General features: G+C 60.3%; 17 protein-coding genes. 14 read left to right on the plus strand and 3 right to left on the minus strand.

What is annotated here, in order from left to right; translation table 11 throughout:
- Positions 1 to 56 precede the first annotated feature (56 nt).
- Positions 57 to 395, minus strand: coding sequence for a hypothetical protein (locus B447_RS22560; protein ID WP_002941115.1), 339 nt, complete (start codon positions 393 to 395; stop codon positions 57 to 59).
- An 11-nt stretch (positions 396 to 406) separates the two neighbouring features.
- Positions 407 to 1,453, minus strand: a complete 1,047-nt coding sequence (locus tag B447_RS13575) for a PRTRC system protein D (protein ID WP_002941118.1) — start codon at positions 1,451 to 1,453, stop codon at positions 407 to 409.
- A gap of 1,281 nt (positions 1,454 to 2,734) precedes the next feature.
- Between B447_RS13575 and B447_RS13580 the strand changes: the two genes are divergently transcribed.
- The 11 genes from B447_RS13580 to B447_RS22205 all read left to right on the plus strand — a co-directional run bounded on the left by B447_RS13580 (position 2,735) and on the right by B447_RS22205 (position 13,036).
- Complete coding sequence (locus B447_RS13580) at positions 2,735 to 3,931, plus strand: phage integrase N-terminal domain-containing protein (protein ID WP_232431626.1); 1,197 nt, start codon at positions 2,735 to 2,737, stop codon at positions 3,929 to 3,931.
- Positions 3,932 to 4,031: 100 nt separating this feature from the next.
- Positions 4,032 to 4,499, plus strand: coding sequence for a hypothetical protein (locus B447_RS13585; protein ID WP_002941120.1), 468 nt, complete (start codon positions 4,032 to 4,034; stop codon positions 4,497 to 4,499).
- A 169-nt stretch (positions 4,500 to 4,668) separates the two neighbouring features.
- Entirely contained in the window at positions 4,669 to 5,091 is a 423-nt protein-coding gene (locus B447_RS13590; protein ID WP_002941125.1) for a hypothetical protein, read from the plus strand.
- 106 nt (positions 5,092 to 5,197) lie between these two features.
- Positions 5,198 to 6,145, plus strand: a complete 948-nt coding sequence (locus B447_RS13595; RefSeq protein WP_002941129.1) for a recombination-associated protein RdgC — start codon at positions 5,198 to 5,200, stop codon at positions 6,143 to 6,145.
- A gap of 228 nt (positions 6,146 to 6,373) precedes the next feature.
- Positions 6,374 to 6,880, plus strand: coding sequence for a hypothetical protein (locus tag B447_RS21855; RefSeq protein ID WP_157384677.1), 507 nt, complete (start codon positions 6,374 to 6,376; stop codon positions 6,878 to 6,880).
- A 16-nt stretch (positions 6,881 to 6,896) separates the two neighbouring features.
- Entirely contained in the window at positions 6,897 to 7,394 is a 498-nt protein-coding gene (locus tag B447_RS13605; protein ID WP_232431627.1) for a zinc-finger-containing protein, read from the plus strand.
- Positions 7,395 to 7,740: 346 nt separating this feature from the next.
- Positions 7,741 to 8,331 carry a hypothetical protein gene (locus tag B447_RS13610; RefSeq protein WP_002941141.1) on the plus strand — a complete coding sequence of 197 codons (591 nt, stop codon included), beginning with the start codon at positions 7,741 to 7,743 and terminating at the stop codon, positions 8,329 to 8,331.
- Positions 8,332 to 9,438: 1,107 nt separating this feature from the next.
- Positions 9,439 to 10,200 carry an EAL domain-containing protein gene (locus B447_RS13620; protein ID WP_083491455.1) on the plus strand — a complete coding sequence of 254 codons (762 nt, stop codon included), beginning with the start codon at positions 9,439 to 9,441 and terminating at the stop codon, positions 10,198 to 10,200.
- 5 nt (positions 10,201 to 10,205) lie between these two features.
- Positions 10,206 to 10,988, plus strand: coding sequence for an N-acyl amino acid synthase FeeM domain-containing protein (locus B447_RS22565; RefSeq protein WP_157384678.1), 783 nt, complete (start codon positions 10,206 to 10,208; stop codon positions 10,986 to 10,988).
- A gap of 319 nt (positions 10,989 to 11,307) precedes the next feature.
- Entirely contained in the window at positions 11,308 to 12,030 is a 723-nt protein-coding gene (locus B447_RS13630) for a hypothetical protein (RefSeq protein WP_002941159.1), read from the plus strand.
- Positions 12,031 to 12,088: 58 nt separating this feature from the next.
- A complete protein-coding gene (locus B447_RS22205) occupies positions 12,089 to 13,036 on the plus strand; it encodes a DUF1173 family protein (RefSeq protein ID WP_157384679.1) in 948 nt (315 codons plus the stop codon).
- Between the two features lie 12 nt (positions 13,037 to 13,048).
- Here B447_RS22205 and B447_RS23000 read toward each other — a convergent pair whose 3' ends face one another.
- On the minus strand, positions 13,049 to 13,174 hold the full coding sequence (locus tag B447_RS23000; RefSeq protein ID WP_269745248.1) for a hypothetical protein: 126 nt from the start codon (positions 13,172 to 13,174) through the stop codon (positions 13,049 to 13,051).
- 246 nt (positions 13,175 to 13,420) lie between these two features.
- On the opposite strand from B447_RS23000, the gene B447_RS13640 reads away from it, so the two are divergent.
- The 3 genes from B447_RS13640 to dinG all read left to right on the plus strand — a co-directional run bounded on the left by B447_RS13640 (position 13,421) and on the right by dinG (position 17,169).
- A complete protein-coding gene (locus B447_RS13640) occupies positions 13,421 to 14,722 on the plus strand; it encodes an RNA-guided endonuclease InsQ/TnpB family protein (protein WP_037982820.1) in 1,302 nt (433 codons plus the stop codon).
- Positions 14,723 to 14,830: 108 nt separating this feature from the next.
- Positions 14,831 to 15,079 carry a hypothetical protein gene (locus tag B447_RS13645; RefSeq protein ID WP_002941168.1) on the plus strand — a complete coding sequence of 83 codons (249 nt, stop codon included), beginning with the start codon at positions 14,831 to 14,833 and terminating at the stop codon, positions 15,077 to 15,079.
- Positions 15,073 to 17,169, plus strand: coding sequence for an ATP-dependent DNA helicase DinG (gene dinG, locus B447_RS13650; RefSeq protein WP_002941171.1), 2,097 nt, complete (start codon positions 15,073 to 15,075; stop codon positions 17,167 to 17,169). Before B447_RS13645 ends, dinG begins: the two co-directional genes overlap by 7 nt.
- The last annotated feature ends 210 nt before the right edge of the window (positions 17,170 to 17,379 follow it).

Genomic DNA, 17,379 nt, shown 5'->3' on the forward strand with positions numbered 1-17,379 from the left:
CTTCTACAGGGGAAGCGCCTGAGTTCAAGAGGGCAAATTCGCCCTCAAGACGACTTCTACGCGGTCGGGGCACCAAACAGATCCATGAGTTCGTCGCTGTCGAGGATCACCTCGGCGACACCACTCACCGGTGGCTCGGGTTGATGTTGCTGAGGCATCGCTTCCAACGTCACAGCGGCCTCCTTCTCGGCCACTGCCGCGTTGCTTGGCACCCGAGCGACAGGCTCGGGCAACTCCCCCGCCTCGACCCGGCAACCTGCTTCCAAGATTCGCAGCAATGTCGTTCGACGCCTGAATTTCTGGTCAGGCAACAAACTAAGTAGTTGTGCGTACAGATCCGGAGTTTCGTCCGCGAAGACTGAAACCCGAAGTGCAAGAGGCTTCGGTGATTTCATCGAGAATCGCCTTAAGCAGCAGCAGCCCGCTTGCCATTGAACTCTTGGGTGCGCATGTACTGCTCGCCGGCCAACTGAAACCCGCGCACATTCGCAAACACCGGGTCCTCGGTCACCACCAGCTCATGGTTCGGGAACTTCTCCTGGATCACGTCACGGAAGAACTCGGCTCCGCCACCGGCGAGGATGATGTTGTCGATGTCGACACCAGCATTCCCAACCTTGTTGGCCAGCACCGAGACGAACTGACGGGCCTTCTCCTTGCCAAGGCGAATGTATGAGGAGATATCGCGCTGCTTGCCAAAGAAGCGGGGCTGCGACCCGGTACGGATGGCCTCATCGATGGCCGAGTAGTCAGAAAGCTGATGGCCGAGATCCTTGCTGATCGCCTCGCCGATCGTTGCCAGGATGGCCGACATCCCGCCCGAGTGAGCGCCACTTCGCGCATTGACCATCTTCACGCCCTGCGCCACAACCCAGTCCAGCGTGTAGTACCCCGGATCGATCAGCAGGTTCATCTGGTTGCGCATCCGGCCATAGACGTTGTTGCGGATCGAATAGTCGAAGAACGCCCCAATCGGCTGAGGGGTCACGCGAACGTTCCGCACTTCAACATCGACGATCTTCCCGGATTGGTCCGGGATTCGGTGCACGCCGATCATGCGGGCCGCCAGTGCCTCGTGGTGAAGGTGGTGCGTGTTGACCGGCAAGCCAAGCAGCAACAGATCAAGGTGCGGCACCCCCATGTAGTGGATCGCGCCACGTACGAGCGCCATGTAGGTGTCGGTCATCGAGTAGTCGGCATCCAGCACCCGGCCGTAGCTCGGATCCTGCGCAAGTCTTGCATCACGCCCCACCTCGTAGCTGACGCCTTCCACCTCGATCTGCACGGTGTTACGGCGCTGGAAGACTCCGCCCGTAAGATCCGGACCGGAACCGGCCTGCGGAGCGAGCGAAGGAAAAAGGCTGCAGGCCACTTGGTCGCCCTGAATGTAGAACTGGACGAACTTCGTATTGCCATAGCCGACGTCAATGGCCCGGACGATGCTCTGAGTCATGGATCCTCCTATTGATGAAATGACCGCCCCATCCTATCCCCGCCCCCTCGGGTATCAAGGTCCGTAAAACACCCCTATTCGGTCGATATACGCGGTTGCGCACACGCAACGACGATTCAGCGTCGCAGAAGGGCCCCAGATACGACGCGGTAGCGTCGCACCCCACGAAACGCACTCACCGCTCAGCCTCAACGCCGGTTCCCCGACGCTAGTGGGGCGATATAACGACGGTGCGCTCGAACGAGCCTAGATGCCAACCAGAGGAGCGCCGCTGCAACGACGTTTCTGCGACGCTCTTGTTGGGGAGACCATACTCAATCGTGTTTCCGGAAACAGCGTTAGGCACCTCGCTGCCCATCCCGAGGGTGAATCGAGTTGCTCTGCAACTTGATCACGCGCCGATTGTGTTTGCGCAAGACCCGTCGTAGATCCTACTTACCACCGCGAAATGAGGAGTGAGATTGCGGCGATTGGAAAAAGGGACGGAAAGAGAGTGAAGGCGAAGACCAGTAACGGCGCGCGATTTCGGCACGGTTTGGAAAGCGAAACGCGGGAAGAAGCGCAATTACGACGCACAGTGCCTTGACGCGACAACAACGCCGAGGATAGAGTCGGCACCGTCTATGACCGGTTAGCTGCCAACCGCAACGCAGCCAGAAAGGGCCGTAGCTCCCGGAATAGGAGCTGCCGCATCGACCCCAGGGTCGAAAAGCACCGCAGTACCGCCGTCGCAACGATGGCACCAGCGCAGTCCAGCTACCAACGGGCTGAGCTAGTCACCCCAGCATTTCCAATACTGACGACAGCCGCGTATTTCTCAGCGACTCTGCAGACCACGTGATCTGTCAGGGCGCACCCTTACGCTACGCGGGAACGGACCCTCTCCTGTTCGCAGGGAGAATCGGCGGGCCGGGTCGTACAGCCAACAGACATCGAAGGGAGACGAAGCTAGGGCTCCCCAACACTCCCCCTGGGTGCCGTGCAATGCGGGCTGCAGGGTGGTCGTTCCGGAAGATGGGGCGGCCGGGTTCGGTGAAGCAGAAATGAAGCACCGGGTCGGAACGCGCATGCTCATGTACCAGCGATTTGCCGAATTGGGCGCCCCTTAAGCGCCTGGCCGAGAGGCCGCAGCGGTTGGTAGCCGCAGACAGGGATTCTCGAGTGGGTTGTGCAATCCAGAGCGGACGAGGCGCCTGTTCTGGATTGTGCAATCCACGTCACATGCAGTTCAGGAAGACCACGATGAAGTCAAAGCCAGCTACCACTACTTCCCAGAGCGTCATGACCCGCACCTTGTCCGAGATGGGCTGGAAGGACGGGCTGATTCATCTCCTTCAGACGAAGGGCCGAGCGACCGCTCCGCAGCGTGGTCGCCGCAAGCCGGTGAGTGAGCGCACGGTCGACAAGCGCGCTGACGTGCTATTTCGGGCGTTCCGCCAGTTGGAGGCGCTTGGTTATCGGATCCGGACGTTGGACGGCTTCAAGCGCAAGCACGTTGAGGTGCTGGCCCGCCACTGGGAGCAGGAAGGACTGTCCGCGTCGACGATCCAGAACAACCTTTCTTCGTTACGGACGTTGGCGGCCTGGATGGGCAAGGAGGAGATGGTTGGTCGGTCGAGTGAGTTCGTATCGGACCCCATCCGTGTTCGACGCAAGACCAACGCGACGTATGACCACTCCTGGTCGGCAGCGGGAGTGGATGTTGAGGCGGTGCTGCAGATGGCGTCCGCGATGGACGCCTATGTGGGGATGCAGCTTCGGCTGTGCCACGCCTTTTGTCTGAGACGTGAGGAGGCGGTGATGTTCAGGCCTCGGCGCGCGGACAAGGGTTCATACATTGACGTGGAGGACGGGACAAAGGGGGGTCGTCACCGTGTTGTGCAGATTAGGACGGAGTACCAGCGTCGGGTGCTGGATGAAGCCAAGGCGTTCGTAAAGGGCGTGAACGGTCACGTTGGTGATCCTGAGCGGGATCTGAAGGGAGCGCTGCGGCGCTTCTCGTACGTGATGGAGAAGTGCGGTGCGACGAAGTCGGGTCTTGGTGTGACGGCGCACGGGTTGCGTCACCAGGGGCTGAACGATCTGTTTGAGGAGATTGCGGGAGTTCCCTCTCCGATCAGGACGAGCAATCCACGGGAGGTTCTTTCGCATGCTGATCCCGAGAAGGTGGAGTACGCCCGAGCGGTGGTATCCGAGACGGCGGGCCACGCGAGGTTAAGCATCACGGGTTCGTACATTGGCGGCCTGGCAGGGCGAGATCGGGAGCCGAGCCCGGCCGAGAAGCGGTACATGGCGCACTGGACACGGTTCTTCGAGCTTCATGGGCGTTCGTTGCTGACGGAGACGGAGAAGCAGGAGAAGGCGCGCTTGAGGAAGATCCTGCGGCTGGACGAGGACAAGGGCGATGCGCCGGGGCATGAGGAGTTGCCCACGCCGGCGGGGTCGGACGAAGTGAATCTTGCAGCAGGAGGTGCGTGATGGTTGTCATCGACGGACGGCAAGTGCGTTTCCGGAAACGCCCCATAAACGTTTTCCCTCCCCTCTGTCTGGCTAGACCAGCCTGTGACGGGGTGCGGCGATGAGCGCGGTCCTGTTCGAGGCGCATCTGCGCGCCCACCTGGAGGCGTTACCGGAGATTGAGGGATTCGTGATTGGGGGGTGGCTTCACAGCTTGTCCCATGGGGAGCTTGAAGAGTTGATCGATCGGCTGGAGGTGATGCTGTCCGACGAGGACGCGGAGCTTGAGAACGATCTGGTGCTCGATCTGCTGCTGGCGACGAACCTTGGGCATGCAGCCGAGTGCGGCGGGCACACCTTGTCTGGTCTGGATGAGATCGAGGAGGCGATGGTGGGTCTGGAGCATGCGGCGCACCTTGTCGCGGTCGAGCGGGCTGGGCTGATCGAGGTAGAGGGGCTGGTGTCCATGAGCGACGAGGAGCGCCCGAGTCTTTCGCTGACACAGCGCGGCGTGGAGCGTCTGGTGGTGCGCAGATGGATGTCGGACGCGGACATCGGCGGATCGGGTACGGAGCGCGTCCTGAATTGACGCGGGGCGCTGAGGGTCGACCGGGACCAGGAAGGCGGCTCAGGTTGGCGCCTCGCAACTTCATCCCTCTGTCTGGCTAGGAAATCTCAAGGGTAGGACTTGTATGAGCGCGACTTGCCGGTACGGTGGGTTGAGCACATAGCGGTTTTCACACAGGAGAGCGAACGAGATGTCAGATAACCACCATGCAGACGCGTTGATTTCGGTGCTGCTTGAATCGCGTGTTGAAAGGGCTATGGAGCGCCCGCATTTCCGGCTTGAGCTCGTGGATGCGAAGACGGGCTTGCCGCTTTCCCCTGAGAAACGTCGCGAGAATCTGAGGATTCTCTTTGGCGAAATCTTGAAGGGGATGGGCCTGGAGCATTTCGCCAAGACGCCTGTGGAGTTGCTGGATCAGTTTGCGGTGATGTCGGTGGTGAAGAACCATGACACGGCGGGGCTGTTGCGCAGCCTCATCAACTCGTTCGTGATCGTCTACAGCACGCCCGAGACGTCGGAACGTGCCGTCCGAGCGTTGACGCAACTTGAGGCCTTACGCGGCGAAGTTTCGAAGACGCTACGGCAGTCGTCTCCCAATGAGGTTGTTCACTGATGTCTGGTCCGAACATTTTCGACCAGAAATGGATGGTACTGGCGCTAGAGAGCACGGGGCAGTACCGAGTTTTGCGCCGCTTCAATTAGAAGGAGTTCACGACAAGATGTTTTTCAAGAATGCGCAGGTGTATCGGCTGGCGAAGGACTGGGGCATGACGGCCGAGGGGCTCGAGGAGCAGCTGGCGAAGAAGGCGTTTCACCCGTGCGGTAGCCAGGACATGGAAAGCCGCGGCTGGGTGTCGCCGAACAAGACCGAGTCGCTGGTGGCCACGGTCGGTGGTCAGTGGCTGATTGCGTTGGGGTTCGAGAGCCGGATCCTGCCGGGTGCGGTGCTCAAGCAGCAGGCGGAGGAGCGTGCCCAGGCAATGGCTGAACAGCAAGGGTACAAGCCGGGCAAGAAGCAGATGAAGGAGATCAAAGAGGCGGTACTTCAGGAACTGCTGCCGCGGGCCTTCACGCGGCGCTCGACGAGGTATGCCTGGATCGATCCGGTGGGCGGCTGGCTGGTGGTCGATGCGTCGTCGCAGTCCCGTGCGGAAGATGTGGTGGAGGCGCTTCGTCACACGCTCGACAGCTTCCCGCTGACGCTACTGCGCACTGAGCGCCCCCCGGTTTCGGCGATGGCTGACTGGCTGGCGGCCGGCGAAGCGCCCGATGGCTTCACGCTCGATTCGGATTTTTCGCTGAAGTCCGTCTCGGAAGACAAGGCCGAGGCGAGCTTCAAGCGTCATGATCTGGAGTCGGCGCATGTGAAGGATCACCTGGAGGCGGGCAAGCTGCCCACGCGGCTTGCGATGACCTTCGACGACCGAGTGTCGTTCGTTCTGACGGACAAGGGTGAAGTGAAGCGCATCGATCTGCTCGACGTCGCCAAGGAATCACTCGACGGTAAGGACGAGGACGCCGAGGCGCTGTTCCAGGCCGAGTTCGCGCTGATGGCGGGCGAGCTGAGTCGCCTGTTCGCGGCGGTGGTTGATGCCTTGGGTGGTGAGATCGTCACGGAGGGCAAGCTGAGCGGCGAAATCGTCCTCGAGATCAAAGAGGCGGCCTGACGCGCAGGCGGCGCCGGGCGAAATGAAGGCCGGAGCCGCTGAGGCAGGTTGAGACGAAGCGCGGCAGGTCCGCGCTTTGTTGTCTCTGGGCTCGACGCTCGAAGTAGCCAACTCAGGAGCAACGGGCGTGAAAGGGGGCGACACGCTCGTGCCTTGAAGTCGCGGCTTAATGCGGTATGTTGGATTGCATCCGTGGGGCGCATGCTGAATGCCTATGTGGGGACGATAATGAAGGTAGAAGACATCAAGGTCGGGGGCATCTACCACGACGGGAAGGCCGCGGTTCGGGAAGTTCTCGCAATAGGCGCGAATGCTGCGGGTATCGAGCAGGTCGAGTACCGCGTCTTGGCGGCAAAGGTTACGCAGCAGTACAGCTACGTGGAGCAGCGGATGGTGTCCGTCATCGGCACCACCACGACCTGCCACCTTGCCTCTTTCGCTGCTTGGGCGAAAACCGGGCACTCGAAGACTGACTGCGATGACCTGATGACGCGCTTGGCGGCTCGTCGGGTGAAGCTATCGCCGGGCGAACTCGCCTTCATGGAGTCCGTCCTCGACGAAATCGGTAACGACCTTACGCCGGGCACCATGCTGTCGTACGACCACACCGAGGGCCGTGCGGTTGGCGGACTGGCGAAGAAAGATCTGGTCGTGCGGCATAAAGGCGAAGTCGAGGTCACCAAGCTCGGTGCGGCGTGGCTTCGCAACGCTGCCCAAGCTCGGATTGCAGGCTGACCAGGCAAAGCGGGCTATGAGCAATTCAACCCCGCACGATCTCCTGCGCGGCTCGTCCAACTCGTCACTCAACACCCTCGGGCGTGCAGCCGAGGTCGTTGCCCTCCGCCCCACCGTGTCCTGTCCGTACTGCAGCGCCCCTGCAGAGTTGGTCGGCGGGGACGTAATCTACCGTGACCGTCCGGAACTGCACGCCAAGCGCTTCTGGCGTTGTGCCCCGTGCGGTGCGCATGTCGGTTGCCACGCACCGAACCGTCGGTTCGGATACGACGGTACGCAGCCGCTCGGCCGCCTGGCTAACGCGTCGTTGAGAAAGGCCAAGGCGCGGGCACACGCCCTCTTCGATCCGTTCTGGAAATCTGGCCGGATGAGCCGTGCGGATGCTTACTCCTGGCTGGCAAGGGAGCTTGGGATCGATGTCGAGTCGTGCCACATCGGCGAGTTCAACGAAGAGATGTGCGCTCGAGTCGAAGAGATCTGCAAACGATGGATGTTCAGTGGTGCTCCCAGATGAGCGGCAAACGACGCGCGCACGGGGAGGATGAAAACCCAGGGCCATATAACAGCGGTTTACGGCGCGAGGTCAGAGGCTGTTTGCCTGTTTAATGGGGGCCAAGAATTACCACCCGAACGGGGATCAAGCCGCACCCGTTGTCCGCGGACCCACGCCCCATGATGTAGCGCAAGGCGCTGGGCACGCTGTTCCCGGAAACTCTCGTCGATGAACACTGGATGGTGCTAAAGACCGCTGCGTCTTGCGTGCGCTTCATACAAAGCAACATCCACACACGCGCATACCCTGCGGCCCTTTCGCTGCGATTTCTGACCTGACAACAACCAGCCCTGCAGGAACGAACACAATGCTCGAAGCACTCAACGTTATCTTCATTGCAGCGACCATCGCCACCCAGACCCTGAACGTTGTCGCCCGCGCTGATGAGGACATCCTCATCGAGAAGGACGTGAAGGTCTATGCGGTGTCCATGACTGAGCAGGCCCCACTGTGGGCGAAGAAGTGCAAATACGAAGGCGTGATGGTGGAGTTCGCACGCGACTGGGAAGAAGAGCAACTCTCAACCGGCGTCATCCTGCCGCCGGAGCCTGACAAGCCGATTGGCTATGCGCTGATCCTCAACAAGGAGCGCTGCCCCGAGAAGGAGGATCGGGCGATCTTCAACATCGGCGAGTCTCCCTCTTCGCCGTTCTTTGGCCGAAAGCATGTGCTTCGCCAAGGCAACCCGGTAGATACGCGCGCATATTGGAGCCAGAAAGAAGAGCACAGGCCTAAGTGGATGCCGCAGGTGTTGCGCACGATCGAGGCGGAGGCCTCAAAAAATCTGTCGGCGCAACGCTTTGTTGAGGAGATGAGCTCGCGTGCGGAAGCTGACAGCGTGTCATCGCAGACGTCACGAGCCGAGGCCGATCAGGTCGATAGCGCTCCTGCGAACTGACTTATCTCGTCGATGCCGATCAATCGAGCCCCCTTCGATGCTGAGCTCATCCAGGCGGTGAACGAGCATCAATTCGGCCTCAGTGATCACCCGTTCGCACGTAGCAGGTGTCCGAGCTGCGCAAGTGGTTCGGAAAGACCGGTATTCGATGAGCCGGGGTTGCTGGTAGCGAGCACTCATGGGCTGCTTTGTTTGGACTGCGGCCATCTTGATCCGGCGCCGGCGCTTCACGCATCCATTGCTGAAATCAGCTGCAGGGTGCGCTGGGCACAGGTGCTGTATCGTAACCGGGCAGTACGGATCAACGCACTCATTGAGCAGCTTCTGACGCATCCTTTTCTTGAGGCGCATCTCCGTGGCGAAGGTCCAGGCGCGGAAACCACGATCAAGGGAGCTTCGATCCAGGCGCTGGCAAGTCTTCGCAGGTACGCACTACTAAACGATGGCGTTGAAACTCGACCAGGTCGAACCTTCGAGATCACCAGTGACTGGGCTTTGATCGAGGACCATCCACCTCCGCGAGGATGGAGCCTGCAGATTCTGTACCAGTGCGACAGCGTACTCGATCCCTGGCATCCGGCCTTTGGCGTTGGTTGGCACGTCGTCCGAGTCACACTTGACGCGCCAACGACCCTGGCCAGACAGCTGCACGAAGTCCGCGGTCGTGCACGCTATTGGCGTCACTATCATGTCCCGCTCGATTCCCCCTGCACGTCGCATCGACCACGCTGATTTGGGTGCGGCGCATCCGATGACCTCTACCCCAAGCTAACAGCCGGGGCGGTGCTAGCGTGGTCCAATAATCAGAGCGCAGGGCCGCTCCCAGCGCTACACCACAGCCCGATCTTCCCGGGCGTGCCTTCGGAGAGATCTCCCCCAACCAGCTTCGGGAGCTGCGTAAGGGGACGGATCGCGCCCCTTTGCCCAAATTGGGCAGTGCTCTGGTTTCATTCATCGCTCATTTGCTGACTCATTCAGGCCTCAGCATGAGGCCCCGCTTCATCATTAATGCATAAGGGGTGAAATGGGCCGTTTTACGTCCTAAACCCCAGGCAGGACCTCGGATAAATTCATGTTGAGTAGTGGGCACTCAACAGGGGTCATCAGTTGCAGCTATGTGATTACATCGAGCCGTACTTCCAGCCTATCGTCTGGGTGAATGGAAAGGGGCGATATGCTGAAGAGGCCTTGTTTCGGTTCAAGGGAAGTGCTTCGCTTCAAGCAGGACTGTTCCGGCGATGGGAGCAGAGCGGTTACGTTGTGTCGGTCGATTGCGCCATGGTTCGTGTTGTTCGTAGAGCAATGGAAGACACCCGAACTATGGGTCGAATCGCAGTAAATGTTTCAGCACGCACCCTCGAGCTAGCCTCCGATGAGTACTTTGGAGAGCTCTTGGGGCTAGCTAGAACATCACGACGTGTCATTGTCGATATCACTCAGACGTACAGAAGCGACGCGAACACGCTTTCGTCTTTCACACGCCGTTGCTTGAGCAGCGGTATCTACGTCGCGCTGGATGACTGCCGTTTAGGGCACGAATACGGCGACGATGCCTTTGTCTGTGCCGTGAAGCCGGCTTTCCTCAAGCTAGACAGGGAATGGGTAGACGACTGCTTTCAAGCAAATGACCACCGATCACTTGAAAAGGTGATGCGTGTCGGACTCGACCACAGCGCAGTGATCATTGCCGAGGGAATAGACTGCCCAGCCAAGCGTGACTTCGTGACCTCGCTTGGTATCAAGCTGCTCCAAGGTAACTGGTTTGGCCGTCCTGTCGAGAAATCGGACACTGCCGAACACGCGGAGCGAGAAGGTGAGGCGACCCTGATGGCCACTGGGAATGGCAAATGGGGTACGCAATGCGGATGACTGCAATGGGCCACCGCCAGCTTCACACACCGTCCTCAGCGGATGGTGCGATCCTCGACATTGCACTGCACTCAAACGGTCTGCGGCAGGTGCTCGTCCAGCCAGCACAACGTTCGCCGATAGAGACCACCTTCTTGTTCAAGGTGAGAGTGGCTGACACTGATGGACATCGTGGCGCAGCAAGCATGCTCATCGAACAGCGCTACAGATGGCGTGGGTACGCAGTTGATCACAAGAATACAGAGAGACCTGACTCGATCACACTTTGCGCGAGCAACGCAACGCAAGTTCTGGGGACAGTCACTGTCGGCCTGGATGGTGCATCCGGGCTTCTATGTGAAGCGACATACCCACATGAGGTAGCAAGGCTGCGGGTTCCAGGCGCGCGCCTTTGCGAGCTCACCAGATTTGCTATAGACCAAACCGAGCTGAACAAGCAGGTCATGGCAGCTCTTCTTCATATAGCGTATCTGTACGCCTATGTCGTCAGCGAGAGCACAACACTGCTCATCGAGGTAAATCCTCGCCACGTTGGCTACTACACGAAAGCCCTCGGGTTTGCAGTTGTTGGCTCAGAGCGCAACTGCGAACGCGCTGCGGCACCGTCGGTCCTTCTGTCGCTACCGCTCACTAAAGTACGGGCCTTGATCAGAAAGTATGGTGGCCAGCAGGGATATGGTTCTGCTAAGAACCTGTACACCTACTGCTTCTCTGAGCAAGAGGAGACTGGCATTTTGGGAAGGATTCTTGCCATCAACGGTGCTAGCCGCAAGCACTCGCTCGGTTGATCCAAGCTCCGTCGGGAGCTCCTGCAGCCGGATCTTGGAGGCGTGGGCGCCGTGCTGACGAACGGTCGATTGGATTGAAGGGTAAGCGCGTGCTACGAGACTGGAGATCTGCCCTGCGAAACCGACCCATTTGACACAGGGGATTGAGAGGCAAACATCCTCATTCTCTTCACACAACCGTGCGGACTCTGATCGGATTCTGTGAAATTTCGCATAGATCGACGCAAGTCGTTGCAGAAGGAGTTTGCAACTGCATGACAAAATCGTGAAGTCGCAGGCCACCCTACCAGTCCCAACCACTCTAACGGAAGAGACATCCATGCGGACCCAGATTGCACTCGCCCTTGCTACAACCCTGCTCTTTTCTGGACACATTCTAGCTGACGACAAGGAAGCGTCTTGGATTCACATCAGCGGCACGTCGACCTATGACTGGTACGGCCAGAAAGGGAGCGGGACATTTTTCTCGCTGGGTGGAAAACCTAATGTTGCATACGGCTACCTCGTAGAAAGAAAGAACATTCAGACGAATAAGTTCGAGTATTACCATGTCTTTGTAAAGCTCAGCGCCTGTAAGAGCGGGTACGGGTATTTGATTTCGAACGACATGCAGGGCAACTTCCTGGAGCAGTCTCAGTTCGTACGGTTCGGGCCAACCGTGACAGATGCTCTGGCCACCGTGGCCTGCCAAACATGGGATCAAACCACGCAGAAAGTGTCGCTGGAGAACGATTCAAGTGCATGGAATAAGGTGGCCACCGCTGAAAGATCAGGTGATGAATTCGCGTTGAACGTTCGGACTTTTAAAAAGAGTAAGTACAAGGACAAACCAGCGCTCACTTCCCTGTACAGAATCCACGACAAAAACAAAAACACATACGACTACGGAATCTACTCAATCCTTCAATCGGACTGCCAGCGCGGCTTCGGCACCATACGGGATCTTAAGTTCGACAACACCCTCGTGGCGTCATTGGATGTGTCTCTACGAGGGCAATCTGTTATCTCGAGCATTGCCGACGCGCTATGCAAGTCAATCTAAGCACACATTGGACGTCCAATGCGGCTAGGTGCTGACCTCCAGTAGAAAGGGCGCTTCGATGCAAAGCAGATTCTTCGCTATCCGGATCGGACAAGCTACATACGGAGTGAGCGCCCAAACGGACTCGCATAAAGTCTCATTCTGGCAATCCGTTCTTGCAAGGGCTAAGGCCAGCGGCACACCAGTACTCTGCCTGTGCTCCGGCGACTCTTCACGACTGCAACTGTCAGTCCACGAAAGTCGGGGCCGATATCACCTTCAAGCGTTCCCTGGTCAAGGTGAAGCGCACAAGAATTCTTGCCGATTCCACCGTGATTCGCGAGGGGCGAAGAACTTACTTCCTGAGCCTCCCAATCGAACTGAACAGGACGAGGCACCAAAGGATCGTCTGCCCTTGGGATTCACAGTGTCAAGGCAGGCACCCGCAACCGGCGGGACGAGGGGAGTAGGCACAAAGCAGAGCCCACGGGTGCATCGCGTCACGCTGGAGGACTTGCTTCAAAGGCTCTGGCAATTTGCGGGCCTGAACGAATGGAAGGCGTCTTGGACCGGCAAGCGCAACACGTTCACAGTTCTGAACCGACTACGCTCTGCGGCTACCGAGATCGAGATCAACGGCGAGCAACTCGCGCAGAACCTGGTGATCGGGGAGCTACATGAGGGCGGTACAGCCGACGCCCACAACGCTGCGGCGATCAAGCGTGCAACCGAAGCGCGTCGCCGGGTCCTGGTCCTCGGGCGACTGGCGTCGGCCAAGCGTCAGGATCAGCCACTCAGCCCGCTACGCCTACGCAACTTTCACGGAGCTCCATTCCTGCTGATGAGCGCGGAGGTCACCCACATCGCTGAAGGCAAGTACGACCAAGCGATCGCCACCTGGCGTCGTGGGGATCAACCTGTCTTTGCCTTGGCGATGATTGAGCCAGGCGATCGTGGCCGCTGGTTCGTCGTCGATGTGGGTTTTCTCGCGTGCGACGAGCGCTTCGTTGCTGGCTCGGAACACTAGCGCAGGATCTGCTCAGGCGTCAGCCGGATCCCAGTCTGCCTCGCTATCGTTATCCACGAACTCCTCGACATCAACCGGCTCGCCCTGTGCTTTGCTGAGCACAAACCGCCTCGCCGACTCGACAAGCCACAGGCTCATCGCGGAGTATGGTGTGACCGGTGACGTTGCGTTGCACCTCGAACACCTTGGTCGCAAGCACCTCCGTCCCGAACTCATACAACCCGAGGATCGATTGTCCTGGCCCGAGACGTTCCCCGAAAGTCTCCCCCAGTAATGACCGAAATGCGCGTCCAGCCCCGGTACTTCAGGCCGGGGAAGGATAGCGCGCTCGCTGCAGGCGAACTGGGGGCTTGAAATTCGGACCGGACGTGAGAGCCTGATCGCATGAGTGAGGGAGCGGGCTTCCATCGTGCGTACCGGTATCGGATGCGGAGCAACCGCAAGGCCGAGGCGGTGCTACGACGCTGGGCGGGGTGCAGCCGCAAGGTGTGGAACCTCGCCCTGGCCGAGCAGCAGGCTCGACGCGAGCGTGGCGAGAAGTATGCCGGCTTCGCGGGTATGTGCCAGTGGGTCACCGCCTGGCGCAAGGTCCCGGAGACGGCCTATCTTGCCGAGGTGCCGGTGCACGCGCTGCAAAACGTGGTGCGTGCGCTCGATGGCGCCTTCCAGCGCTTTTTCAGAAAGGAAGGCGGCTACCCGAAGTTCAAGCGCCGCGGCGACCCGATCGGTCTGCGCGAGACCGATGTGAAGTGCTTCTCGGTGGACGCGGCCAACGGGCGCATCCGCTTTCCCAAGGTGGGTTGGTTGCGCTACCGGGCGAGCCGCCCCATCGAGGGGCGAGCGATCACGGTCACGCTGCGCGCCGAGGCCAATGGCTGGTACGTGTCGATCGCCTGCGCGTTCGAGGCCGGGGCGCTCGAGCGCGGCCCGAAGGCCTGCGGCATCGATCGCGGGGTGGCGAACTTCGCCGCCTTCGACACCGGGCAGCGGATCGCGCCGCTCGATGCGCACAAGCGTGCCGTCCAGCGCTTGCGCCGCTACCAGCGAGCGGTGGCTCGCAAGCTCGAAGCGGCCAAGGTCGCCGCCGGCATCCCGAAGGGCAAACCCTTCCCGAAGGGGTTCCGGCTGCAGCCTTCGAACCGGCTTCGCAAGGCACAAGCCCGGGTGGCGAAGATCCACCAGGGGATCGCCCGCCAGCGGGCGGACTTCCTGCATAAGCTGTCGACGCAGATCGCCCGCGAACACGCGCTCGTGTGCCTGGAGGATCTGAAGGTTCGATCGATGAGCGCCTCGGCCGCAGGCTCGCAGGAGGCGCCCGGCAAGCGGGTGCGTCAGAAGGCGGGCCTGAACCGCTCGATCCTCGATCAGGGCTGGTCGATGTTCAAGGACCAGCTCGCGTACAAGCTCGAATGGCGCGATGGAGTGCTCGTGCTCGTCCATCCCGCTTACACCTCGCAGCGCTGCCACGCCTGCGCTCACACCCATGCGGACAATCGCAAGGGCGAAGCTTTCCGGTGCCGGTCCTGTGGCCACACCGACCACGCGGACGTCAATGCCGCGAAGAACATTCTGGCCGCGGGACACGCGGTTCTGGCCGGCGACGGCCAAGCGCTCGTGGAGGGAGAGGTGCAGTCAGGCCGCCCGGTGAAGCGAGAACCCACCGAAGGGGTAGGCCATGCGGCCTAGCCCAGCAGGAATCCCCGCCCTTCCCGCTGCGTGGCAAGCGAAGCGAGAGGGCGGGGAGGATGTCAATTGGGGGCTTGAACTCCGGGACGTTCGTGCGACGCTCGTTGCATGAACGCGAAATTCTCCCCCATCCCCGATACGACGTACTGCGGCCGTGAAACTGTCGGTGACGTGCTGTGTGACGTCATCTGCTCTCCCGCTGAGTCGTTCGACGGTGAGCCTGTGCTCGCCTATCTCGCCATCCCGGCCACTGCGTGCATGGACATGGATTGTGCAATCCACGCCAAGGATGTCCCAGCCGGGTCGCCCGCGAACTCGGTGGCATGGGAAGACTACCCGGTGGTGCTCGAATGCTGACCGACGAAGCCCTCAAGCAGCGGGTGCGAAATTTCTACAGTCGTGTTCAGGCGGGAATCCCCGGTTTCAAGGCTCGATACGGCCAACGGGAGATGATCGCCGGTATCGCCAACACCCTCGCCCGTACTCGGCTGAAGGAAGATGAGCCGGCTGACGGGCAGAACATCATCGTGGTCGAGGGCAAGACCGGTGTGGGCAAGACCATCGGCTACCTGATCCCCGCACTGGTCATGGCCAAGGCGATGGGTAAAAAGCTCGTGGTGTCCACGGGGACCGTTTCGCTTCAGGAGCAGCTCTACGAGCGGGATCTTCCAGCCCTCACCAAGCACTTTGGGGAAAAGATCGAGTACGCCCTGGCCAAGGGTCGAGGACGCTATCTGTGCCCGGCACGGCTGAACCAAGTGGCAGGTAATGCAGGCCAGGACGGACTGTTCGACGACGAGCCCAGCACCGGGGTGTGGGAGCGAAAGCCCGAGGAAAAGGAGATCAAGTTCCTGCGCAAGCTCGTGAAGGAGTTCGACGAGAAGCGCTGGTCGGGCGATCGGGACGTGTTTCCGGAAACGATCCCGCAGGATCTCTGGTCGCGGGTAACAACCGATTCGGGCGGGTGCTCGGGGCGGCGCTGTCCGCACGTCACGGAGTGCCCCTACTTCAAGGCCCGCGCTACGATTCTCTCCGCCGATGTGATCGTCGCCAACCACGATCTGGTGCTCTCCTGCCTCGCCTCTGAAAGCCCACTTCTGCCGGCGCCGAGCGAGGTGATCTTCATCTTCGACGAAGCTCACCATCTCCCTGACGTCGCCGTAGCGCGTTTTGCGACCCACGCACCGCTGCAGGGCTCGATCCGGTGGCTCGAACGCATGCCAGGGTTTCTGGCGAGGGTGATGACCAGCATGCCGGCCAAGCGCAACGTCAATGGCGTGGGCGAGACCATCAAGGCACTCGAGACCAAGCTCAAAGAGTTGCAGAGCGCTCTGCGCGCGGCAAACCTCTTCGGTGAGAAGAAGATCTACCGTTTCCCCAATGGCGAACTCCAAGACGACATGCTCGTCATCGCCGGCGAACTGGCATCGCTCACCCAGGACACGGGGCGCCTGGTGGAGAAGGTCCGTGGAGGCCTCGAGGATGCGATCGAGGCCGGTGAGATAAGCGCAGTCACCGCGGAACCGCTGATTCGGGACTTCGGGGGGTATTCGGGCAAGCTCGCCGCGTTGATCGACGTGTGGCAGCTCATGATCAGGGAGCGGCCCGAGAACGGTCCGCCGCTTGCGAAGTGGCTTGAGCTTGCGGCCGACGGCAAGGACATCATCGTCCATGCCTCGCCGATCACCGCATCGGGGGTGCTGCGCAAGCACCTCTGGTCGTCAGCTGCGGCCGTGGTGCTCGCCTCGGCGACCGTCACGACGCTCGGAGACTTCCGGTTCTACCTCAAGAAAACGGGCCTCGCGCATCTGCCAAAAGTGACCACGCTCTCCGTGCAGTCTCCTTTCGACTATGCCACCCAGGGTCAGCTCGCGGTTCCACGCATGCGCTTCGACCCGAAAGAGGTAGAGGGCCACACGCAGGAGATCGGCCAGCTACTACCTGAACTGCTCGAGTCGTGGCGCCGTGGCAGCCTCGTGCTCTTCTCATCGAAGCGCCAGATGGAAGCGGTGCACGCCATGATCCCCGATCACCTGAAGGCTGACGTGCTGATGCAAGGCACCATGTCGCGCCCGGACCTGATCGAGAGCCACAAGCGGCGAGTGGAATCAGGAGCGCGCAGCATCCTTTTCGGGTTGGCGGGCCTTGGCGAAGGGTTGGATTTGCCCGGTGCGCTGTGTGAGCACGTGGTGATCGCGAAGATCCCCTTCCCTCCCCCGGATTCGCCGCTTGAAGAGGCCCTTGCCGAGTGGGTGGAGAAGAACAAGGGGAACCCCTTCTCCGAGCTCACCCTACCGAAAGCGGGCCTCATCCTGATCCAGTGGGTCGGGCGGCTCATCCGAACCGAGGAGGATCGAGGTCGAATCACGATCTTCGACCGCCGGCTGACCACCAAAGCCTATGGGGCAAGACTTCTGAAAAGCCTGCCGGAGTTCAGTCGCGTCTAATCACCTGATGCGGCACAATCATTCAGAGTGTCCAACCTGTCCTCCCGAGCCATGCATATCAGAGCATGAGCCTTGATAGTAGCGTCTGACAGCAATGCTATCGCAGCCAGGAGAACAGCTTGGGTAGTCCGGATAACCAAAACATGCAGAGACTTTGCTGATAGTCACAATATTTCAATTCGTGACTCCCCACCCAAGCTCTGCGATTAG

Source organism: Thauera sp. 27 (assembly GCF_000310125.2).
GTDB classification, from domain to species: domain Bacteria; phylum Pseudomonadota; class Gammaproteobacteria; order Burkholderiales; family Rhodocyclaceae; genus Thauera; species Thauera mechernichensis.